This window comes from Paenibacillus germinis (genome assembly GCF_013141785.1).
Lineage (GTDB): Bacteria > Bacillota > Bacilli > Paenibacillales > NBRC-103111 > Paenibacillus_E > Paenibacillus_E phytorum.
Genome location: NZ_WHOC01000167.1, coordinates 14691 through 37032, shown reverse-complemented (window position 1 = coordinate 37032; position 22342 = coordinate 14691). Strand labels below are relative to the sequence as shown.

Here is a 22342-nt window from a genome sequence, read left to right as displayed (position 1 = left end):
GGCGAACCCAAATGGGTTTTAGGAAAAAGGTGGTGAAACGCGCTTTGCAATTCAAAGGACGCACGGTCATAGTATTTGTTTTGTTAGCTATGTTTGCAAGCAGTATCGTGACACTGACGATTGTGGATTCATCCTTTTCTTGGGGGCGGAAAGAGCAGCCAGCGGGCAGTACAGCCGCATCCACTGCCTCTTCATCCGGGCTATCGAGTAAGGATTTGAGCAAAATCTCTACAACGTTTCAATTGATCGAGAGCAAGTATTTGAAGCAGCCGGATCATGATAAGCTGGTCAACGGAGCAATCAATGGCATGCTGGAATCTCTGGAAGATCCATTTACCGTGTATATGGATCAGAAAGAAGCGAAGCAGTTCGATGAGAGTATTACGTCCTCTTTTCAAGGCATAGGGGCAGAGGTTTCGATTGAGGAAGGTAAATTCGTTATCGTTTCTCCAATCAAGGGCTCTCCTGCTGAGAAAGCGGGTATTCAATCCAAAGACGTGATTGTCTCGGTCAACGGAGAGAAGTTGGACGGGCTTACACTCAACCAAGCAGTCATGAAAATCCGCGGCCCTAAAGGGACGCAGGCGAAGCTGGACTTACTTCGTCAAGGTGCCGGTGATCCGGTGCAAGTCATCGTGGTCAGGGATAATATTGACGTTGAAACGGTTTATGGCGAGATGCTGCAGGACCAAATCGGGAAGATTGAGATTCGCCAATTCTCCTCGAATACAGCCGTCCGTTTTGCCGAAGAGTTGAAAAGCCTTGAAGCCAAAGGGATGAAAGGACTAGTTATCGACGTGCGTAATGACCCGGGCGGTCTGTTGAACGTGGTCGTAGACATCGTGAATCCTTTCGTCAAGAGCGGCAAACCGATCGTCCAGGTCGAGAATCGGGATGGGAAGCGGGAGCCGACACCTTCAACGGGTTCAGGCAAGAACTATCCGGTTACTGTTCTTGTGAACAAGGGGAGTGCGAGTGCTTCGGAGATATTGGCAGGAGCCTTCCAAGAAGCGGTTGGCAGCAAGATTATTGGCGAAACTTCCTACGGGAAAGGAACCGTTCAGGTTACTTTCGAGAAGGAAATGGGCGACGGCAGCAATATTAAAATGACGGTGTACAAATGGTTAACGCCTAACGGCAACTGGATTCACAAAACGGGGATCCAACCGGATATCCCAGTTGAGCAGCCAGGTTATTTCAAAGCAGCTCCGCTGTCTAAGAAAAGTGTGCTTAAACAGGATATGACAAGCGATGATGTGAAGAATCTACAGCTTATGCTGACAGGTCTTGGTTTTAACCCAGAGCGTTCGGACGGTTATTTCAATGATAAGACAGTTACAGCTGTTAAAGCTTTCCAAAGGACTAACGGTTTACCAATGACTGGCGAGGTAGACACGGAAACAGCGGCTAAAATCGAAAAATCAATTTTGGCGCAAATCCGTGAGCCGAAGAACGATTTGCAGTTGAAGGCAGCAATTGGGCAAATTCAAAAGCAAATCGGGAAATAATAAGGATCAGATAATGGAAATTCGTCAAGATGGGCAGGAGATAAGCTCTAATAGTCGAATTAGTGTAGGAAGGTTGCTACGGCTGCCTTCCTATTTCTTTTTCATCAAGGAGCCCAGATTCGTATGGATGTATTGATTCAACTCTTGGACAGACTGCTGCAGGCTGTAGGGCAGTTGTTTGCGAATCCTTTTTACTATATAGGTATTCTATTTATCGTGCTGCATTATCGGAAGCAGATCCAGATGGAGCGTAAGCTGTTTCACACGCGCTTGCATTCTTTATTGAATGAGACATGGCGAACCGTACTCTGGGGTTGGTTAGGCGGTATCAGTGCCTCCGTACTTATGCTCTTCGTAGGTGTTAATATCGAAGCGAACACGGTAATTCTGTTATGGGTCCTATCGATTATCCTAGTTATGATGCGTGTTAGATTCTTGTGTTTGGCTTATGCGGTAGGTATTTTGGGAATCGCGCAAGTGATTCTTTCGTGGATACCGAATGCAGCCAGCCTCCAGGAGGCGGTACCTGTTCTGGACATTGTAGTTGGCGCGGATATTCCTTCCTTGCTGGTCATTGTCGCCGTACTTCATCTTCTAGAAGGGACGCTCGTCGGTTTTCAAGGGGCACGCATGGCAACACCGCTGTTCCTAGAAGGAAGACGAGGGCAAATTATCGGCGGGCAACAGCTGCAAGGCTTCTGGCCTGTTCCCTTGTTCTTGCTCGTTCCTATGACAGGGGGAAGTATACAAGGTCTTCCATGGGAAACGCTGTTCGGTTCGAACCTCGCAACAGGGTGGACGCTTCTTGCCTTCCCGGCAATGATTGGCTTTACGGAGCTTACGATATCGAAGCTTCCCCGCAAACAAGCCCGTTTCAGTGCAAGCTTGCTCTACTTATATGGCGTCATCCTATTAGTTACAGCGATTGCCGCTCATTTCTGGCCGCCGATTCTACTTGTAGGAGCCGTATTAAGCATTGCTTTACATGAAGGATTGATTCGGTATAACCAATGGGTAGAAGATAAGCTGGTGCCGTTCTACGTTCACTCACAGCAAGGGCTTATGGTGTTGTCAGTAGTGCCAAACAGTCCTGCCCACGAGCTAGGTATTCAAACTGGCGAACTCATTCATAAGGTGAACGGTCACAAAATCAAGACGAAAACCGATCTGCACGTTGCCATGAGGCTGAATTCCGCCTTCTGCAGGCTGGAGGTGCTGAATGAGCAGGGTGAGGTGCGTTTCTTGCAGCGAGCGATTTACTCTGGCGATCATCATCAACTAGGAATTATTTTAGCTCCGGATCAGGATGCTCTGTACTTCCTAGAGCAAAGACCCCTGCATCTGTTTTCCTATTTGCGAAGTAAATTGACCGGCTTGTTATCCAATGATTCGACGAAATCTATGTGATTTTAAAAAAAAGACCCTATCCTCTCGTTTGAAAGAGGAAGGGTCTTTTGCTTATTTAACCGTTGTTGTAGGAGAAAGTCCATCACGCAGTACAATGATTTCGACGCGGCGATTTTTGCTGCGGTTCTCATCGCTGGTGTTAGCTACTTTTGGCATCGTATCGGCATAGGCGGTAGCAATAAATTTATTGTTATCCAGCTTGGCCGTATAGCTAAAATAGCGAAGCACCGATAGGGAACGGGCGAATGATAATCCCCAGTTGTCTTTGAAAGGAGAACCTGTAGCCAGCGGTAAGTTATCGGTGTGCCCTTCAATGCTAACCTTGCTGTTCAGCGTAGGGATGAGTGAAGCAAGCTTCTGTAGAATAGGAAAGGAGGCCGCTTTCAGATCAGCTTTTCCTAGGTCGAATAGGAATAAGTCATTAAGGGTGATTGCCACACCGCGTTCTGTATCGCTAGCGGACACTTGTGCCTCCAGATTTTGATCCTTAATATAAGCTTGGACTTGTTTTAAAAGATCTTGAAGTTCCTTTTCGCGCTTCTCTTTTTCATTTTCTTCAGGCTTTGTTTTATCTTTCTCTTCTTTATTGTCAACTTGGCTCTGGTTCTGGTTCTGCGGTGTCTGGGCATCGCCTTGCTTAGGGGTCATTTGACCACTTACGCCAAAGCCTTTATCCAAAACCGAGTCGGCTTTCTGGAATTGCATGTTTAAGGCTTGGGCCAGAACGGAATACTTTTGAACATCGACTTTACTCATTGCATACATAATAATGAAGAAAACGAGCAGAAGGGTGATTAAATCAGCGTAAGTAATGAGCCATCTCTCATGATTGACATGTTCCTCGTGCTTCTTACCTCTCCGTGCCATTATCGACATCCTCCTCTACGACTTTCTTCGTTGGTTTATCGTGGAGGAAGGAATTCAGTTTTTTCTTAATTAATTGTGGATTCTCACCGGCTTGAAGGGCAAGAATTCCTTCTAACATCAGTTCCATTTCGGAAACCATTTCTTTGCCGCGAACCTTAATTTTATTAGCAATCGGAAGATAGACCAAGTTGGCGCTCATAACACCGTATAAGGTAGCTGTGAAAGCAACAGCAATGGCAGGTCCGAGACTGGAGGGGTCGTCGAGATTACCGAGTACGTGAATGAGCCCCATAACGGTACCGATAATTCCCATGGTTGGTGCATATCCGCCTCCGGCTTCGAACACTTTTGACATATTATTAACCTGGTGCTCAATGGCGTCCATCTCAAGCTCTAGAATTTGTCTGGTCAGCTCGGGATCAGTTCCATCAACCACCATAAGCAGACCATCTTTCAGGAACGGATTTGTATGCTCCTGTGCGCGTTGCTCTAGGGCTAGTACACCTTCTCTACGAGCGATCGAAGCCATTTCCACAAGTTCATCAATCGTTGCTCCCGGATCTCTTTTTACTTCTTTGAAGGCAATGCCTAGAGCTTTTGGGATTTTGGCTAAAATAGAGAGCGGGAAACTGATGGCTACTGCACCTAAGGTTCCGCCGAAAACGATTAGCATGGCACTCGGGATGATCAATGAACTAATATGACCGCCATCCCACATGTACCCGCCGACTAAACCTACAAGACCCAATACTAATCCTAAAACTGTTGTCAAATCCATGACTGTACCACTCCTAATTAGCATAAAAAGAATAGGAACCATAAAGCAACCAGATAAAATCGTTGGAGCCGCTCTCCATAAAATTTATACAGGCCGTAACAGATATTGCCGTTTGCATCCATGATTCAAAAAGGGTATAATGGAAAAACCAGAACAAACATTCTTATGATGGATGATTTTAGAGATTCCTTCATATTTGTGCGAATAAGTTCCATAAACTTCTATATCGGAAATAGCATTAGGAAAGTTAATAGGATAAAAGTTCGATTTATTTCGATAAAATGTAGGTTTAAAAAAGTGAACTTTTTAAACAACCACTATAAGTGTAGGTGATTATTGATGAGTGAACTGGAAATTAGCTCCAAGAAGTTTGAGCTTGTATCCGATTTTTCTCCGCAAGGCGATCAGCCTAAAGCGATTGAGGAAATTGTTCAAAGTATACAAGCGGGTAATAAGCATCAGACGCTCTTAGGTGCGACGGGGACGGGAAAAACGTTCACAGCGGCGCAAGTCATTGCCAAGTTGAACCGTCCTACCCTGATTATTGCGCATAATAAAACGTTAGCCGCACAGTTGTGCAGTGAATTTAAAGAATTTTTCCCTCATAATGCCGTCTCCTACTTCGTTAGTTACTATGATTACTACCAACCAGAAGCCTACATTGCCTCCTCTGACACTTACATCGAGAAAGATTCCAGCATCAATGAAGAGATTGATAAGCTTCGCCACTCAGCGACAAGCTCATTATTTGAACGCCGTGACGTTATTGTTGTAGCGAGCGTGTCGTGTATTTACGGCTTGGGTTCGCCAATTGAATATGGCAATATGCTGCTTTCTTTACGTGTAGGTATGGAGAAATCGCGCAATGAGATTTTACACAAGCTCGTGGATATTCAATATCAGCGTAATGATTTGAATTTTGTCCGCGGGACGTTTCGCGTGCGCGGAGATGTCGTTGAGATTTTTCCAGCGTCGCATGGCGAACAAGCGGTGAGAGTTGAGTTGTTTGGTGATGAGATTGAAAAGATTACGGAAATCAATGTGCTCACCGGCGAGATAATCGGCGAGCGCGATCATATCGCTATCTTCCCGGCGTCTCACTTTGTGACGCACGAAGATACGATGAAGCGCGCGCTCGTGAATATTGAGCGTGAGCTTGAGGAACGTCTTGCCGAGCTAAAAGAGCAAGGGAAGCTGCTCGAAGCACAGAGACTGGAACAACGGACGCGCTATGATATGGAAATGATGCAAGAGATGGGTTTCTGCAATGGTATTGAGAATTACTCAGGACCGTTGACCTTCCGCGAGCGGGGGGCTACGCCTTATACGCTTTTGGATTATTTCCCAGACGATATGCTCTTCATGGTCGATGAATCTCATGTGAGTTTGCCACAGATTCGCGCGATGTATAATGGGGATAGGGCGAGAAAAGAAGTATTGGTTGACCACGGTTTCCGTTTGCCATCTGCACTTGATAACCGTCCTCTACGCTTTGAGGAGTTTGAGGAGAAAGTCAGCCAAATTTTATATATATCAGCAACACCTGGACCTTATGAGTTGGAACATTGTCCAGTAATGACGCAGCAAATTATTCGTCCTACAGGGTTATTGGATCCGATTATTGAAGTAAGACCAACCAAGGGTCAGATCGATGATTTAATCGCCGAAATTCATGATCGAATTCGTAAAGATGAGCGGGTGCTCGTTACGACCTTAACGAAAAAGATGTCGGAGGATTTAACTGATTACTTTAAGGAAATAGGTATTAAGGTTCGGTACTTGCACTCGGATATCAAGACATTTGAGCGTATGCAGATTTTACGTGATTTGCGGTTGGGGACCTTCCATGTTCTTGTGGGGATTAACCTCCTTAGGGAAGGGCTTGATTTACCTGAGGTTTCGCTAGTCGCTATTCTAGATGCGGACAAAGAAGGGTTCTTGCGTTCAGAACGATCGCTGATTCAAACGATCGGCCGTGCGGCGAGGAATTCAGATGGTCGTGTCATTATGTATGGAGATAAAATAACAGATTCCATGCAGAAAGCGATCTATGAGACGAGTCGCCGTCGAGGTCTGCAAGAAGCGCATAATGAGAAGCTGGGGATCACACCACAGACGATTGCCAAGAAAATTCGCGATGTCATTGAAGCTACGAAGGTGGCTGAACAGAAAGCGGATTATCTGGCCGATGTGAAGGGTGCGAAAATGTCGAAGAAGGATCGCGCATCGCTGATCGAGCGTTTGGAAGGCGAAATGAAAGAGGCTGCGAAGAACCTACAGTTCGAACGAGCCGCGCAGCTGCGTGATGCTATTATGGAAATGAAAGCTGACGCCTAGAAGGGGCTTCAGCTTCACATAGGAGAGGAAGGGTACTGTGTCTAGAGATCAAATCGTCATTAAAGGAGCGAGAGCTCATAATCTGAAAAATATCGATGTCACGATTCCACGTGATAAGTTTGTTGTTCTCACCGGCTTAAGTGGATCAGGGAAATCGTCGCTTGCCTTTGATACGATTTATGCGGAGGGGCAGCGCAGATACGTTGAATCTCTATCTGCCTATGCCAGACAATTTCTAGGGCAAATGGATAAGCCGGATGTAGATTCGATTGAAGGTCTATCACCGGCTATTTCCATTGATCAGAAGACAACAAGCCGTAATCCGCGTTCCACAGTTGGGACCGTAACGGAGATTTACGACTATTTGCGCTTACTATATGCTCGAATTGGACGTCCGCATTGTCCGACCCATGGCATTGAGATTACATCGCAAACCGTGGAACAAATGGTGGATCGCATTATGGAGTATCCAGAACGAACGAAGCTCCAGATTCTAGCTCCCCTTATTTCAGGACGCAAAGGCGAACATACAAAGCTGCTTGCTGATATTCAAAAGCAGGGATTCGTTAGGGTTCGTGTCAATGGTGAAACGGTCGATCTTGCTGAGAAGATAGAACTCGACAAAAATAAAAAGCACACGATTGAGGTCGTTGTTGACCGTATCGTGATCAAAGAGGATGTTCAAACTCGTCTTGCAGATTCCCTGGAGACAGCGCTCAAGTTGGCAAATGGCCGGGTAATTGTCGATATCATCGACAAAGAAGAGTTGCTCTTTAGCCAGAACTTAGCTTGTCCGGAGTGCGGCTTCAGCGTTGAGGAATTAGCGCCGAGAATGTTTTCGTTTAACAGTCCATTCGGTGCTTGTCCCGACTGTGACGGACTAGGTAGTCAGATGATCGTTGATCCTGATTTACTTGTTCCTGATGCGAAGCTAACGATTGAAGAGGGAGCGTTCGAAGCTTGGGCCGGCAGCACTTCCAACTATTATCCGCAGTTTCTTGCGGCAGTTTGTGAACACTATTCCATTCCGCGCAATGTACCTGTTTCTGAGATAAACAGTGATCAGATGAAGGTTATCCTCTATGGAACAGGCGGGGAGAAGATTCGCTTCCGCTACGAGAATGATATGGGTGCGAGCAAGGAAGCGTTAGTTCCTTTCGAGGGTATCATTCGCAACTTAGAACGCCGATTCAAAGATACGTTCTCTGAGGGGATTAGGGAGCACATTCAGACGTATATGAGCACGAAGCCTTGTCCGAAGTGCAAAGGACAGCGTCTGAAGCCCGAAACGTTGGCTGTGACGATCAATGGCAAAAACATTGCTCATGCAACTTCGCTTTCGATTGGTGATGCTGAGGAATGGTTCAAAGGGCTGGACTTGAATGAACGAGAGTTGACGATTTCCAATTTGATTCTCAAAGAAATCAGATCTCGCCTAGGGTTCCTAGTCAACGTAGGTCTTGATTACTTAACGATGCATCGTGCCGCAGGTACGTTATCGGGTGGAGAAGCACAGCGGATACGCTTGGCTACTCAGATCGGTTCTAGTTTGATGGGTGTCCTTTATATTTTGGATGAGCCCAGCATTGGACTGCATCAGAGAGATAATACGCGTCTGATTCAGACGCTCGAACATATGCGTGATCTTGGTAACACATTAATCGTCGTGGAACATGATGAAGACACGATGATGGCTGCAGATTACATTATCGATATCGGTCCTGGTGCCGGTATTCATGGCGGACAAGTCATTGCGCAAGGTACACCTAAAGAGTTGATGAAAGACGATAACTCTCTTACAGGACAATACCTTAGCGGCAAACGTTTCATTCCTATTCCAGCAGCGCGACGCAAGCCGAATGGGAAATGGATCGAGGTCAAAGGCGCCAAAGAAAATAACTTGCGCAACGTCTCGGCTAAAGTGCCACTCGGTGTGTTCACCTGTGTAACAGGGGTATCCGGTTCAGGCAAAAGTACGTTGATTAACGAGATTTTGTTCAAAACCTTGTCGCGTGATTTAAACGGAGCTAAGGTGCGTCCTGGTGAGCACAAGGAAATTGTGGGCCTTGAACACATTGATAAAGTCATCGATATTGACCAATCACCGATTGGTCGTACGCCACGCTCGAATCCAGCGACGTATACCGGTGTGTTCGACGATATCCGTGATGTTTATGCGAATACGAACGAAGCCAAGGTTCGCGGTTACAAGAAGGGTCGCTTCAGCTTTAACGTGAAGGGCGGCCGCTGTGAGGCTTGTCGTGGAGACGGCATCATCAAGATCGAGATGCACTTCTTACCGGACGTGTACGTGCCATGTGAAGTCTGTAAAGGCAAGCGGTACAACCGCGAGACGATGGAAGTGAAGTACAAAGGCAAGAGCATTTCCGAAGTGTTAGAGATGACGATTGAGGACGGCTGCGAGTTCTTCAAGAACTTGCCGCGTATTCATCGTAAGCTGACGACACTTCTGGATGTGGGGCTGGGCTACATGACCCTCGGCCAGCCAGCGACCACGCTGTCCGGCGGCGAAGCCCAGCGTGTGAAGCTCGCGGCGGAGCTGTACCGCCGCAGCACAGGCAAGACGATCTACATCTTGGATGAGCCCACTACGGGGCTCCACATCCACGATATCGATCGTCTGCTGAAGGTGCTTCACCGTCTCGTCGAGAACGGTGAAACGGTGCTTGTCATCGAGCATAACCTCGATGTGATCAAGACGGCGGACCACGTCATCGATCTAGGCCCCGAGGGTGGTACCCGCGGAGGACTGATCGTGGCTGCCGGTACGCCGGAGGATGTCGTGAAGGTGGCCGGATCCTACACCGGCCAGTACTTGAAACCGATCCTTGAACGGGATCGGGAGCGCTCTGAGAACTACGCAAAGCGTCTCGAAGTGTTAGAAGAATCAGTCGGCTAGTAAAAGTTACCCGAATAAGCTTGGCTCACGATACAAGAGATCATGATGCCAAGCTTATTTTGTTCTTTTGTCACAATTCCGACGAACATACCTTGAATTTTGTTAAGACTTAATTGAATGATACAAGCTTCGACAATTTAACCCTCTATCACAATGAGGGAGAATAGACCTATAATTAGGTTATAAGTTGCATACGAAAAATATCCCTCTTACTAACTATCCATGATCGAGGATATAAGCAGTCTAATCTATCTACTTTATGGAGGCTTGTTATGAAACCGACGTTAGAGTTACAAGAGATTGTTTCTGCTTTAGGTATTGATCCTTTTCGATTCTTAGCTTGGCAGGAAAAAGAATTAGCAGAAAAACTACAAAACGCATACATCGAGGAGCATAAAGAATTCGACCCCGTGTACGGACTAGTCGTTTAAGAAGTGCAAATCTATGTAAACATAGAACCCGTAGAGTCCCTGATAGGGATTTCGGGTTTATTTTTTTGTAGCTTGTGTGTAAAGGTAAGCATTGAATCTTAGCATGCCCAGAGTTATAAATACTCGAAAAGATGGACATTTTATACTTACAAGGCAGGTTTGAGAAATCCCGATTCATCAAGAAGCAATCATTGATTTGATGTACGGCCTCCGATGAACCCATCCAATCACGGCCTTGTGATGTGGTCAAGTGTGGTCAAGCCATGCAAAAGGTGACAAACTTGTTACACATCAGTGTAATCACTTGCATCTAGTGCCCAATCAAGCTAACATAGAATTAAAATAGCAGGACGTGTGCCTTGCACCGAGTTACTATAAGGAGGTTTCACCATGTTATTAGCGGAAGCAGCAGCAACAACAAGTACGTATACAAGCTTTGATATTTATGTTTTGATCTTCACGGTGGTCATCGCCATTGGTTTCATCAGAGAGCTGATCAACCCTAGAAGAAATTTGTTTGCCTTAGGGTTTGCGGGGGTTGCCTTGTTCGTATTCGCCTTCATGGATGTCGTTATGATCAGAGGCTGGTAATTCCGAGCAAAACAAGATAAAAGCCCACAGGACCAAGATCGTAAGATCAACGGCGCCTGCGGGCTTTTTTGTTTTATGTAAGTAGATAAGAAAGTACAAGTTTTATACTTTTGCTTCGCATCTACCTTGACAAACGCGCTCGTCCCAGAAGGACGACGGAGTCGTTTATCCTTGAGCGAATGCTTATACCCACCACATTTCACCAAGAGGTTCCTTGATGAGCACTTGTTGCAGATTTTGCACTGCTTTGGAGAATCCTTCTTCAACGGACATCAAACCGTCTTCGTGCTCGATGCTCACGACATAGTCATAACCAACAAGGCGCAGAGCGCTAATAATGTCAGCCCAAACTTTCATATCGTGACCATAGCCAACGGAACGGAACTGCCAAGCGCGGTCAAGCATGTTAGCATAGGATTGCATGTCAGTTACACCATAACGGTTCACATTGTTAACATCAAGGGATGTATCTTTGGCGTGGAAATGGTGAATCGCTCCGGCACGGCCAAGAATTTGAACCGCTTGAACAGGATCGATACCTTGCCACCACATGTGACTCGGGTCAAGATTCGCTCCGATTGCTTCACCGGCTGCTTCGCGCAGACGAAGGAGAGTTGCTGGCGTATGTACGGAGAAACCACCATGAAGCTCTAGTCCGATTTTAATATTGCGGTCGGAAGCGTACTTGCCTGTCTCTGTCCAGTAAGGAATAATTTTGTTCCCCCACTGCCAGTCCAGAATCTCTTGGAAATCGTTCGGCCAAGGCGCTACCGGCCAGTTCGGATACTTCGCATCTTCATGGTCGCCAGGACAGCCAGAGAACGTGTTAACCACAGGTACCTCTAGGCGTTCAGCAAGATCAATCGTTTGTATGATAGCATCGTGAAACTCTTTAGCAATGTGTTTTTGCGGGTGCAGCGGGTTACCGTGGGCGCTAAGTGCGCTGATTGTCAAACCGCGGGATTCTACCGCATGTTTGAATGCTTTTAATTTCCCTGCGTCTGCGAGGAGTTCGCTTGGGTTGCAGTGCGCTGTACCGGGATAGCCCCCTGTACCAATTTCAACAGCTTCTAAGCCTTTCGCAGCAATGTAATCCAACGCTTCCTCGAAAGGTTTTCCACCGAACAGAACCATAAAAACGCCTAACTTCATTAGGTACACCTCCATAAATGGTAAACAACCACACAAATTATACCACTATCATCCAGTAAAATGAAGCAAGCCTTTATAGATCCGAAGTACCGTCTCATAATTGGAACTGTAGATAATAACCGAGAACGTAACTAACGCTTGTGTCATGAAACAACGGAAGTAGAAATAGGTTTTGGATACTTTCTTTTTATTAACCGTAGTGATTTTAAATATATTTTCGATGGCAAGAATGATCCCATGATAGAGTCCGTAGAAGAAATAAAGCCATGTAAAGCCATGCCACAGACCAATCAAGACCATAATCAGAACGGACAAGCTGGAGGCTACCCAGCGGGATGGAGCGGTACGAGAGAAGAACATGAAGATATGATCACGGAAAAAATCGCCCAACGTCGCGTGCCAATTCCGCCAAAACTGCGTCATAGAAGGCGAGAAGAGTGGACGCTTAAAGTTCTCAGGCATCGTATAGCCCATCAATCGCCCAAAGCCGATCGCCATATCGGAATAACCGGAGAAATCAAAATAAATGAGTGCATAGAACCAGATCAATAAAAATAACGACTGATGGGTGTGCAAATCCTGCTTCAGCACTTGATCGAAAACGCTGGTCATCCAGGTGACCACAACAATTTTCTTAAACAATCCTAAAATGATTCGTTTCACACTGTCTTCGAAGAGTGCAGCGTCTACGTTGTAAGGCTTTTTACTATCGGCCATGAAATCACGGAATTTTAAAATCGGTCCCGATGTAAAAGTTGGAATGAATAGCAGGTAATTCGCGTAATCAATGGCTGGAACTTGGCCTTCTTTACCGAAGAAATAAGCAAAATAATAAGCATCGATCACTTTAAGAACGTTATAAATGAGGCCTAAATAGATGATAGCATCGAACAATGGATTGTGAAAAATGTCCATGACGAAAAGCCGGACACCCAGAAATACACCGACAACATTAGCAGCAATCGCGAAAATAAAGGTTGCTTTACGCCACAGCGTCGTTCGGCATAGATAAACAAAGCCAGCATAATTAATGACCGTAAAAGCAGCATAGAAAATGAGCAGCTTCTGGCTGAACAGCAGCAGGAAGCAGAGGCTGAAAATAATCATCAGAATGCGTTTGTTATTAGCCCACTTGCGGGTGAGCATCAGAACGGCAACCATGCCAATCATAGCGATAATTGCGTTCATGTGCATATAAAACATAGCTATAGAACTCCTCGCTTCGAAAGCTTGATCGGTCTCAACTTAGACATCTAGAAGTTAAGAAATACTAGAATTTCTCGTAGATAAACAAGCCCTTGCCGGTAAAATAGATGAAAACTAAATACAGCATCACGAGGTAGATTAGGACTTCGATGGTTTTCCTAAGGATTTTAACCATGTGTCAACCTCCTTCGTAAATATCGGCGCGCCCTCTTCGCGGTTCAAGTGGACAAGGTCATGGAAATAGCGTGGATCGTATTTGTGCAGCAAATCCAGCGTAGGCACATTCGCAGCTTGCAGCTGACGGTTTGCCTCTTGCATCAAGGAGGCGACATAAGGCGGATCCGCATAGCCTTTGTTCCACGGCATCCAAATCACACGCAGAGGAAGTTGATGCTTATTCGCATACTGGATAACCCACTGCAGAGCATCCAAATTTGCCTGAAAATCCTTTAGTGTCATGGAACCGAAGCGTTTGTCATAATCGGTCCATTTCGTCTTTAGGAATGCATCGTCTTTGCGACCGGGGTACAGCTCTTTATCAATCCAGCGGGGCTCGTAGGCTAGGCTGCCTTTGCGCAAATTACGAGCAAACTCTTCACCAGAATCCCGGAAATAGTCTCGATAGGTGTAAATATAAGGCTGATACCAGGGTTTGAACCATTGGTAGGTTGGATCGGTTTCAAGTGAGTCCAGCATGGTGTGAACATCGATGCCAATCACAAGCTCATCTTTTACCTGGTAAAGGTTATTCGATAGGATGGCTTTCAGATCAGTTAGCTTTCCGTAGGAAAGTCCCATCTCAACCAAATGGGCTTCGGATTTCTCTTCGATATACGCACCCGTAACGGACGAATTACCGAAGAAAACCGGACCCGATTGGGACCAGCCATGATGGTAGAGCGTTTTGGTAAAGTCGTTTTTGTAAAAACGGCGCGAGCTAACCATCGGGTTCCACCAGGAAATGAGCAGGTCGGAGACGACGATTGCCAGCAGCAGGCCGAGTACGAAGCTATTTTTTTTGAGAAATGCAGCTACTTTCAACGGTATCACTCATTATCTTTGTATAGGATGGACGCTTCATAACGTTTGGCTTGCCATAGAGAACGCATGAAGCATTAGTTAGCCCACAGCTGACAAGGAACTGTATATCGTACAGCTAATGTCGGCGTGTGGGCCATGTGATGTTACTTTGGTGTAAATATGCTGGTTGCTTAATGTACTGGACGAGTTCAATGAATATACGCCCTCCGCATATCCGATGAATCCAACAAGCTCAATTCACCCAACTAATGAAGTTGCATTTTGTGCAACAATAATTTTAATTCCATCAGCATATTGGCAAATTGTTGTATAAAATACAACAATTCAGAGAGATTTTCATCATATTAGTCGTTTATGGACCAGAATTGTTGTACGAAATGCAACTTTGCTGCTGGTAAAGACCATTTTATCGAGATATTGTTGCACAAAATACAACTTAGACGGCCGAGGAATCACTTGTAGGGATTCACTCAACAATGATCAATCAACCGATCTGCCTAAGGTCCGCCAAGCAAAGCAGTTAGGGATAGAACAGAGAAGGCACTTACAGCGCCTTCTCCTGCCAAGCATGGTACTGCTCACGGAATGTGGCAGGCCACTGCTGCTCGTCGAGACCGTACTGCGCCAAGAACGCGAACGCCCAGCGTTCGATTCCAAAGCCTACACAGCCAGTAACGGCGTTGCGCTTGCCCATTTTAATATTAAAAGCATTCCCGAACGTGTTGCTATGGAAATTTACAGAGGAGCAGGCGATTGATTTCTTCACATGAGGAATGCTCAAGCGCAGCTCATATTTCATCTCTTGATTGCGTTGGAAGGACGCTTTCACTTGGAAATCGTTCGTGAAGAACGGGTCGTTGGCGATCTCCATCATGCTGTCCACGTTCCATTCAACGGCAAGCTCTTTCAGATATTCGATCGATTTTAGCCGATTTTCTTTGACGAAGTCGGGTTTACCAACGAAAATAATTTCGCGCATCGAGAAGTCGAGCAAACGACCGAAATCGGTGTGGTTTTTGGACTCGAAGCGGTGACATTTCGCAATGGCTGTAACGACGATGCCGTCACCTTCAAGCGTTTCATTCTCTAGGCCTTCATAGCAGTGATAACAAGTAGAAGGATTCATCATGAAGTTCGGTTTCACCATGTTGTTATCAAGCGCCAGCGGCTGCTCTTGGCTCCAACCGCCAGCTTCACGGATGGATTGGGAGAAGGACTCAATGACGTCCAGATCTTCACGTAGATGAGTCACGAAATGAATGTGCTCAGGGAAAGAAGTGAAGTGATTCGTTTTATTCAAAGTGTGACTATGAATAACAGCAGGATAAGACTCTTCCTGCATGCCTTCGAAACGCTTGGCGATCTTCGTTACAAAGGAATAATCGAAGAAACGCATTAAGCTGGAGAAAGGCTCACGGAAAATAAAAAGGCCGGGCTCCAACACTTTAATTGCTTTACGCTCTACAAGCTCAGCGATAATATCGCCTTCGTAAGGGGTATCGACTTTATGCTCGAATAGAATGTTTTCCTTGAAGCCGAAATCGCCGTGTGAGAAACGTTCAATGAGACGTTGAACCCGCTCGGTAATACCTTCGTTTCCATTCGGAGAGTTATGGGTAATGATAATGTGACCATCCACAAGGGAAATATCCTGAATATGCTCATCGGCAAAGGCGGACGCGTATTTGACTTGTCCATGCTGACTTTCAGCCAGGCCTTCTAAAGAAATTTTACATGTCAACATGAGTGGGTTACCTCGCAGTCTTCTTGGAAATAAAATCGGCAATTTCGCTTACCGTGTTCATGGAGTACAGCATTAAATCTTGATTCGTCACTTGGATGCTGTATGTTTTTTCGATATGGGCGATAAGCGCTGTGGCGCCGATGGAGTCAATGAAGCCATAATCAAAGAGATGAACATCAACATCAAAATCATCGTCATCCTCAGCAATTTCATAACGCTCGCGAATATGCTGTTCAAGCTGCGCTAATAATTCTTCATTAGACATGTTTGGAAAGCCTCCTGGTTAACATAAAAGTGGTAATAAGATAAAGGAACGTTAGTTCACTTTGCGGTAAAAGAAAGTGTCGTCAAATCACCGTATCGGGTGATGGTGTACATTTGTGTTTGGGCGTCATGCTCGATCTTGGCATCGGATCCGTCAAAGAGCAGCTCCGTAGGACTGAATACCTTCACTTGCTGCAGACCTGCTGATTTCAGGACTAATTGATGAGTATTTCCTTGCTGTGTCAGCTCAAAAGGGACATTAGAACGCACGACATGGAATTTTTCCCTGGTCGCTCCAATACCGATGGAGGATGGCTTAGCCAAACCTAGATAGAATCGGTTATCAATTGTCGTGTAAATATCCGAATCACTTTGTAGGGAGTATAGGGCAAGTTTTTCGCCCTTTTCTATCACTACACCCAGTGTTGTAGAATACTCACCAGCCAAGCCTGGTACCTTGTCGGCATTCGGTGTCAAAGTGGCATGAAAGTGTGGACTGCCTCCAGCTAAACGATCTTTCAGCTTGTCCCATAAATAAGAAGCCCATGACTGACTGATACGAACTTCGCTTTTCAAAGCCGTTAAGAATGACTTCGCCATCTGGGTCTCGGTCATAAAATTATAATTATGCTTCGTACGAAGCTTGTCAAAGTAGTCAGCGAATTCGGTTAAATCAGCAACTTTGGATGGTACGGGAAAATGGTACTCGATGTGCTCGAAATAATCAATCGGCATGTCCAATTTAACCATCGATTCGAAAACGTCCGTCGTTGCATAATCTCCTGTCCGTAGTACCGGCGTTGGTGTATGAATCAGCATCGTATGATCTGTATTCCCTTGTTTATCCTGTAATAGGAAGGGAAGTGACCAAATTTCTTCGGGACGTGGAATTACGGGCGAATCGGGCGATAAAAATCCGAAATTGTACCATAATCCTTGCTGCTGTTCATTCTCCAGTGTTTGCTGGTGGTCTATGTTATTGATGCGCCATGTGTGTTGGTTCGTTCCAAGGTTCAGCCAAGGGATGCCGAGCTTATCGAAAGCTTTCTTGTGAAGGGAAAGCTCGATGCGTTCCTGCTCAGCACTTTTGAAATTATGCACGAACACGTGCGGATCGATTTGTAAATGATTATCGCGAGCGTATTGGATGAACTCCTTCAACTCCGCTTGATAAGGAAACTGCGGGTCGTCGATCGAAACGGGGGACCCGAATTCGATACCGCCGACGACCAGGTCATCTTTGCCGTCGTGATTAAGATCTATCCAAAGCGGGACGGAGTAGTGGCCAGCAACCAAGGCGTGATCGCCGACTTGGTTCAGGGTTGTGCCCTGTAGGGGACCCGTATCCGCCCAAGCGCCATCAGCGCCTTGAAGATACACTTGCAGGTCCCCATCGCTGCTGCCGACCACGAGATCGAGTCGGCCATCGCCGTTGATGTCACGCACGGATGGTGCGGCGTGCGTGGCATGCTGCGGCAGCGGGAACAGTGCGCTGCCCTGCTCGAGCGTGAGGGCCGCTGCGCTGCGGCCTTTGTAGAGCCACACTTGTCCATCGGCTCCGCCTAGGACAAGGTCGAGCTTGCCGTCGCCATCGACGTCGGCGACGAACGGCGCTGCAGGCCCTCCGGGCAGCTGCAGCGGCTTCCCGCCCGCGAGCAGCGCCGCGGGCTTCGCGAAACTGCCGCTAGCGAGCTGCGGCAGGAGCAGTACCGCCCCAGACTCGTCGGAGACGACGAGGTCCGTGCGGCCATCCCCGTTCACGTCTACCGCGTGAACGGCACTGTAAGGGCCAAGCTGGAGCGGCACGCCGGACTCCAGCTGCAGCTTCACCGGCGCGCCGAACGTGTCTGGCAGCGCCAAGCCCTCAGGCGGCGGCTCACTCGTATAGGCCGCCGCGTCAACACCTTGATTCGTGTACACATACACGAATCCATCCGAGCTGCCGACCACGAGGTCCGTGCGGCCGTCGCCGTTCATATCCGCGGCTGTCGGGTACGCGCGGTAAGGCAGCTCAATCGCGCTCGATAGATCGCGATACTGCGGGAACAAAGCCTGCCGCAGGGGCTTGCCGGCAGCCATCACATGCAGCCCGCTCGCGTAACCCGAGCCAGGCAGCTCACCGACGAACTTCGGCTGCGCGTTCGTCCCCGTGCCCAGCTGCACTGTCACGCTCTCGCGCCATTGCCCCCAGTAGAAGGCGTTCCGCACGAGTGTAAACGAGGGAATCTCGTTATATTCCTTCAGTTTCTCCGCCCAAGCAATGCCGTCTTTCTGCTGAATTGCGGGCATCGCCTCAAAATGATTCTGAAAAGCCATCGCAGGCCTTCCATAAGGGCCAAGAATTTTTTTCACGCTGTAACCAAGTGTTTCTTTCGATACATAAGCCAGCAGCTCACTGCGATACTGCATGTTCGCTGCGGCAAAAGCAAAGTTAAAGTAAGGCTCAATCGGTAACGTTTTTCTATTGAAATAAGTCGTTCCCGGGACCCGCTTTATTGCTGCTTGATACTTTTCAGCCAGCTGAGAGAAGCCTAGCTTCGGATCCATGCCGCTCATCATGTCGTAGCCTGTTAGGAAGTACCGATTCGGCAGAAAGTTACTGCTGATCAGCACAGTGCCTCTTCCAACGCGGTTCTGCATAACTAGCGAAACAGGCTTCCCGGCCATGTTCATTGAGACTATCGTTTGACCAGTAGAAGGAACGAAGCCATATCCCAAGTTAAAGCCGGGTAAGTCTTCCAGTGAATTATGTTTGAGATAGCTCTGGCTAAACAATTGAAAAGTTTGCTGTATACCTTGCAGGTTAACAGGCACATGTGGGTAACTCAGACTCTGTGTTGAAGCTGCCAATTGGGGTCCACCCATACTCGTGAGCGGCACTTTTTTTAAGTCCACAACCTCTTTAGCACCTATAAATTCCGGTGTAAAACCGCTCGAGAACTCATTTTCCACTAATAAATGTCCGCCCTGCTTCACGAATGTTACTAGTTTTGAAGTTTGTTCCGCCCACCCGGCATCTTGCGCAAGGGCAGGATCCAGATAAATCGCATCGTATTTACGAAGCTGGCTCGTTGATAGGTAAAGTAGGTTTTGTTTGTCAATGTGAACGCCTGCTTGCAAGGTTTGCTGAAAATTTCCATAGGCTGCCGCATCATAATGATCCCCGCTCGTCGCATAGAGGAGCTTAGTTTCATCTACTTTTGGTAAAAATAGTAGAAGGATGAATATAAATAGGATACTGATGACGCATAGTTTAAGAACACGAATTTTCGACAAAACCAAAGGTATCCCTCAATTACTAAAAAGGTCACTATCCTTGCCATTATAGCATTCATAGGAAACTTTGTTAACTTCTAAAGGGTTTCAGCTTGAGAAGGAAACGTTTGACAATGAGGCGTAACTGTCGGATATTGGCTAAGCTTGTAATTACCCCCCACCCTAGATTACTACCTACCCTTTCTGTTACACTAAAGAGAAGACTTTGAGGATGACCCGAGGATCTACTATTGAAAGGATTTGCTGCCATGCGTACGATACGCAGAGAAGATATAGAATTGTTGGCCCCTGCGGGGGATTGGGATTGTTTGAGAGCGGCTGTTGCCAATGGAGCGGATGCCGTGTTTTTTGGTGTGGAGAAATTTAATGCTAGAGCACGCGCACATAACTTTACGATGGCTGAACTGCCGGATATTATGTCGTTTCTTCATCTATATGGAGTAAAGGGCTTCCTGACCTTCAACATCCTTGTGTTTGAGGAAGAACTGAATGATGCGAAGCAATTAATAGATGCTTGTGTGGACGCCGGTGTTGATGCGGTTATTGTACAGGATCTTGGTTTGGTTAAAATGATTCGCCAAATCTCCCCGGATTTCCCAATTCACGGATCCACACAGATGACGATTACATCGCCTGAGGCGGTTGAATTTACGAAGCCGTTTGATATTGAACGCGTTGTTTTAGGCCGCGAAAATAACTTGAAGCAGATTAAACAAATCGGTGATCAAGCGAAGCTTCCAATGGAAGTATTCGTACATGGTGCGCTTTGCGTATCTTATTCCGGTCAGTGTCTGACTTCTGAAATGTGGGGCGGGCGTTCCGCAAACCGCGGAGAATGCGCACAAGCCTGCCGCTTGCCGTATGATCTGATGGTCGATGGCGTGCAAAAGCCGATGGGCGATGTCACGTATTTGCTGTCGCCAAAGGATTTGGCAGCGATAGAGATCGTGCCGGAGCTAATTGAAGCTGGCGTACGCTCTTTCAAAATTGAAGGGCGTCTGAAGACCCCTGAATATGTGGCCAATGTCGTGAGTAAGTATCGCCGTGCGATTGACCGTTATTTCGATGGGGAGGATGCCCGTCCGACCAAAGAAGAGGTTCGTGAGCTTCAGCAAAGCTTCTCGCGTGGATTTACGGTTGGTTTCTTGAATGGAACCAACAATAAGCAGCTTGTCGACGGCACGTTTCCGAAGAGCCGTGGGGTTTTCGTAGGCCGCATCAAACAGATTTTGCGCGATGGCGTGATCTGTGAGCTGGAGGCGCCGCTCAAGCGCGGTGACGGGCTTGTTTTCGACGCCGGGGATCCGACGAAGAAGGAAGAAGGCGGGCGCATCTACGATTTGCGCCGCAAGGGAGAAAAGCTCGAAGGTGAAGCCGAGGGCGGACTCATCGAGATCATTATGGGACGCAATGATGTGGAGCTGGGCCGTCTGCATGTCGGAGACCGTATCTGGAAGACGAATGATCCTCAGCTGGACAAGCGCCTGCGCCAGACATTTGAGACCGATAAGCCTTACCGGACTTTCCCTGTAAGCGTGAAGGTCAGCGGTGTAGAAGGTGAGCCGCTCAAAAGCTGGTGGACGGATATTCAAGGCGGACATACCGTCTTCGTACAATCCGAGCTGCCGCTGGTTCGCGCGGAGAAAAGACCGATGGACGAACAGCTCTTTACGGAGCAGTTCGGACGCCTTGGCGGTACGATTTATGCACTCAGTCAGCTGGATGTGCAGTTGACCGGCGAGCTGATCGTGCCGATGCGTGAACTTAACAGCATGCGCCGCATGGCTGTGGAGCTGATGGAAGACGAGCGGCAGAAACCACCGGCTTACATGAAGCGTGAAATCGGCGTGTATGACGACGTGATTCAGTCAGCTGCTGAGGCAGCTATCACCAACGCTACCGCGAATGCTCCTGCGCTTTCCCTAGCGGAACGCAAGGCTGTGGAGCTTACTGCACTTTGCCGTAACCTGGATCAGGTGAAGGCCGTGCTCGAGACAACGGATATCGAGTTTATTTATGCGGATTTCGAATTTATTAAGCAGTTCCCTGCGGCCGTGGAAGCCGTTCGTGCAGCCGGGCGCAGAATCGCCTTGGTGACACCGCGTATTCATATGCCAGGGGAAACGGGCTATTTTAACCATATATTAAAACTAAATCCGGATGCGGTATTGATCCGCAATACGGGCGCAGCCTACTTCTTCTTGAAGCATCGGTTGGAAAATCCGGACGCGCCGAAACCGCAGTTAATCGGGGATTTCTCGCTCAATGTGGCCAACCACAAAACAGCTGCCTTGTTCCTAGAAGCGGGCCTTTCGAAGATTACGCCTTCCTACGATTTGAACATTCAGCAAATGGTCGATTTACTTCGCCGTGCTGAGACCTCGAAGCTTGAGGTTGTTATCCATCAGCACATGCCGATGTTCCATACGGAGCACTGCGTGTACTGTACGTTCCTGAGCGAAGGCACTGACTTTACAAACTGCGGTCGTCCTTGTGAGGATCACAGCGTTTCTTTGCAAGACCGTGTCGGTATGTCTCACCCGGTGCGTGTCGATGAAGGTTGTCGTAATACGGTGTATAACGCGGTGGATCAATCTGGTGCCGAGTACTTGAGTCATTTCATGGATTTAGGCATCCGATCCTTCCGTGTGGAGTTCCTTGAAGAGACGCCAGACAAAGTGCGCGAAATTCTCGACTTGTACCGTCGCGCGATTGATGGTGAGATTAGCGGTACGCAAGTATGGCGTTCGTTGAAAGCGACGAACCAATTAGGTGTTACTCGCGGCCAGCTGGTGAAATAGAGGATCTATAGTGTGAAAA

Annotated in this window: 15 protein-coding genes; 7 read left to right on the top strand and 8 right to left on the bottom strand. The window is 47.3% G+C overall.

Annotated elements, in window-relative coordinates; translation table 11 throughout:
* Nucleotides 1-44 precede the first annotated feature (44 nt).
* Together GC102_RS32405 and GC102_RS32400 are read left to right on the top strand one after the other, a co-directional pair.
* The gene (locus tag GC102_RS32405; protein ID WP_171640120.1) at nucleotides 45-1508 is read left to right on the top strand and encodes a S41 family peptidase; all 1464 of its coding nucleotides are present in this window, start codon (nucleotides 45-47) and stop codon (nucleotides 1506-1508) included.
* A gap of 123 nt (nucleotides 1509-1631) precedes the next feature.
* Nucleotides 1632-2915 carry a PDZ domain-containing protein gene (locus tag GC102_RS32400; protein WP_171693149.1) on the top strand — a complete coding sequence of 428 codons (1284 nt, stop codon included), beginning with the start codon at nucleotides 1632-1634 and terminating at the stop codon, nucleotides 2913-2915.
* 51 nt (nucleotides 2916-2966) lie between these two features.
* On the opposite strand, the gene GC102_RS32395 is transcribed toward GC102_RS32400, so the two are convergent.
* Both GC102_RS32395 and GC102_RS32390 read right to left on the bottom strand, forming a co-directional pair.
* On the bottom strand, nucleotides 2967-3782 hold the full coding sequence (locus tag GC102_RS32395) for an OmpA/MotB family protein (protein WP_171693148.1): 816 nt from the start codon (nucleotides 3780-3782) through the stop codon (nucleotides 2967-2969).
* Nucleotides 3766-4560 carry a flagellar motor protein gene (locus GC102_RS32390; protein WP_171693147.1) on the bottom strand — a complete coding sequence of 265 codons (795 nt, stop codon included), beginning with the start codon at nucleotides 4558-4560 and terminating at the stop codon, nucleotides 3766-3768. Before GC102_RS32390 ends, GC102_RS32395 begins: the two co-directional genes overlap by 17 nt.
* A gap of 339 nt (nucleotides 4561-4899) precedes the next feature.
* On the opposite strand from GC102_RS32390, the gene uvrB reads away from it, so the two are divergent.
* The 4 genes from uvrB (at nucleotide 4900) to GC102_RS32370 (ending at nucleotide 10839) form a co-directional block, all read left to right on the top strand.
* Nucleotides 4900-6897 carry an excinuclease ABC subunit UvrB gene (gene uvrB, locus GC102_RS32385; RefSeq protein WP_171693146.1) on the top strand — a complete coding sequence of 666 codons (1998 nt, stop codon included), beginning with the start codon at nucleotides 4900-4902 and terminating at the stop codon, nucleotides 6895-6897.
* A gap of 37 nt (nucleotides 6898-6934) precedes the next feature.
* Nucleotides 6935-9817, top strand: coding sequence for an excinuclease ABC subunit UvrA (gene uvrA, locus GC102_RS32380; RefSeq protein WP_171693145.1), 2883 nt, complete (start codon nucleotides 6935-6937; stop codon nucleotides 9815-9817).
* Between the two features lie 272 nt (nucleotides 9818-10089).
* Complete coding sequence (locus GC102_RS32375; RefSeq protein ID WP_156410880.1) at nucleotides 10090-10248, top strand: hypothetical protein; 159 nt, start codon at nucleotides 10090-10092, stop codon at nucleotides 10246-10248.
* A 390-nt stretch (nucleotides 10249-10638) separates the two neighbouring features.
* The gene (locus GC102_RS32370; RefSeq protein ID WP_171640028.1) at nucleotides 10639-10839 is read left to right on the top strand and encodes a hypothetical protein; all 201 of its coding nucleotides are present in this window, start codon (nucleotides 10639-10641) and stop codon (nucleotides 10837-10839) included.
* Between the two features lie 183 nt (nucleotides 10840-11022).
* On the opposite strand, the gene GC102_RS32365 is transcribed toward GC102_RS32370, so the two are convergent.
* The 6 genes from GC102_RS32365 to GC102_RS32340 form a co-directional block, all read right to left on the bottom strand.
* Nucleotides 11023-11991 carry a sugar phosphate isomerase/epimerase family protein gene (locus GC102_RS32365; RefSeq protein ID WP_171693144.1) on the bottom strand — a complete coding sequence of 323 codons (969 nt, stop codon included), beginning with the start codon at nucleotides 11989-11991 and terminating at the stop codon, nucleotides 11023-11025.
* A gap of 48 nt (nucleotides 11992-12039) precedes the next feature.
* The gene (locus GC102_RS32360) at nucleotides 12040-13194 is read right to left on the bottom strand and encodes an MBOAT family O-acyltransferase (protein WP_171693143.1); all 1155 of its coding nucleotides are present in this window, start codon (nucleotides 13192-13194) and stop codon (nucleotides 12040-12042) included.
* A gap of 141 nt (nucleotides 13195-13335) precedes the next feature.
* Nucleotides 13336-14247 carry a hypothetical protein gene (locus tag GC102_RS32355; RefSeq protein ID WP_312883434.1) on the bottom strand — a complete coding sequence of 304 codons (912 nt, stop codon included), beginning with the start codon at nucleotides 14245-14247 and terminating at the stop codon, nucleotides 13336-13338.
* A 535-nt stretch (nucleotides 14248-14782) separates the two neighbouring features.
* Entirely contained in the window at nucleotides 14783-15982 is a 1200-nt protein-coding gene (locus tag GC102_RS32350) for a hypothetical protein (RefSeq protein WP_246321241.1), read from the bottom strand.
* A gap of 7 nt (nucleotides 15983-15989) precedes the next feature.
* Entirely contained in the window at nucleotides 15990-16247 is a 258-nt protein-coding gene (locus tag GC102_RS32345) for an acyl carrier protein (RefSeq protein ID WP_029194863.1), read from the bottom strand.
* A 56-nt stretch (nucleotides 16248-16303) separates the two neighbouring features.
* Nucleotides 16304-19522 carry an FG-GAP repeat domain-containing protein gene (locus GC102_RS32340; protein WP_171693141.1) on the bottom strand — a complete coding sequence of 1073 codons (3219 nt, stop codon included), beginning with the start codon at nucleotides 19520-19522 and terminating at the stop codon, nucleotides 16304-16306.
* 248 nt (nucleotides 19523-19770) lie between these two features.
* Between GC102_RS32340 and GC102_RS32335 the strand changes: the two genes are divergently transcribed.
* Entirely contained in the window at nucleotides 19771-22323 is a 2553-nt protein-coding gene (locus tag GC102_RS32335; protein WP_171693140.1) for a U32 family peptidase, read from the top strand.
* Nucleotides 22324-22342: the final 19 nt, after the last annotated feature.

Coding starts and splice junctions, on each gene's coding strand:
- GC102_RS32400 (WP_171693149.1), top strand. CDS start 1,632: ATGGATGTATTGATTCAACTCTTGGACAGACTGCTGCAGGCTGTAGGG.
- GC102_RS32395 (WP_171693148.1), bottom strand. CDS start 3,782: ATGGCACGGAGAGGTAAGAAGCACGAGGAACATGTCAATCATGAGAGA.
- GC102_RS32390 (WP_171693147.1), bottom strand. CDS start 4,560: ATGGATTTGACAACAGTTTTAGGATTAGTATTGGGTCTTGTAGGTTTA.
- uvrB (WP_171693146.1), top strand. CDS start 4,900: ATGAGTGAACTGGAAATTAGCTCCAAGAAGTTTGAGCTTGTATCCGAT.
- GC102_RS32375 (WP_156410880.1), top strand. CDS start 10,090: ATGAAACCGACGTTAGAGTTACAAGAGATTGTTTCTGCTTTAGGTATT.
- GC102_RS32370 (WP_171640028.1), top strand. CDS start 10,639: ATGTTATTAGCGGAAGCAGCAGCAACAACAAGTACGTATACAAGCTTT.
- GC102_RS32365 (WP_171693144.1), bottom strand. CDS start 11,991: ATGAAGTTAGGCGTTTTTATGGTTCTGTTCGGTGGAAAACCTTTCGAG.
- GC102_RS32360 (WP_171693143.1), bottom strand. CDS start 13,194: ATGTTTTATATGCACATGAACGCAATTATCGCTATGATTGGCATGGTT.
- GC102_RS32350 (WP_246321241.1), bottom strand. CDS start 15,982: ATGTTGACATGTAAAATTTCTTTAGAAGGCCTGGCTGAAAGTCAGCAT.
- GC102_RS32345 (WP_029194863.1), bottom strand. CDS start 16,247: ATGTCTAATGAAGAATTATTAGCGCAGCTTGAACAGCATATTCGCGAG.
- GC102_RS32335 (WP_171693140.1), top strand. CDS start 19,771: ATGCGTACGATACGCAGAGAAGATATAGAATTGTTGGCCCCTGCGGGG.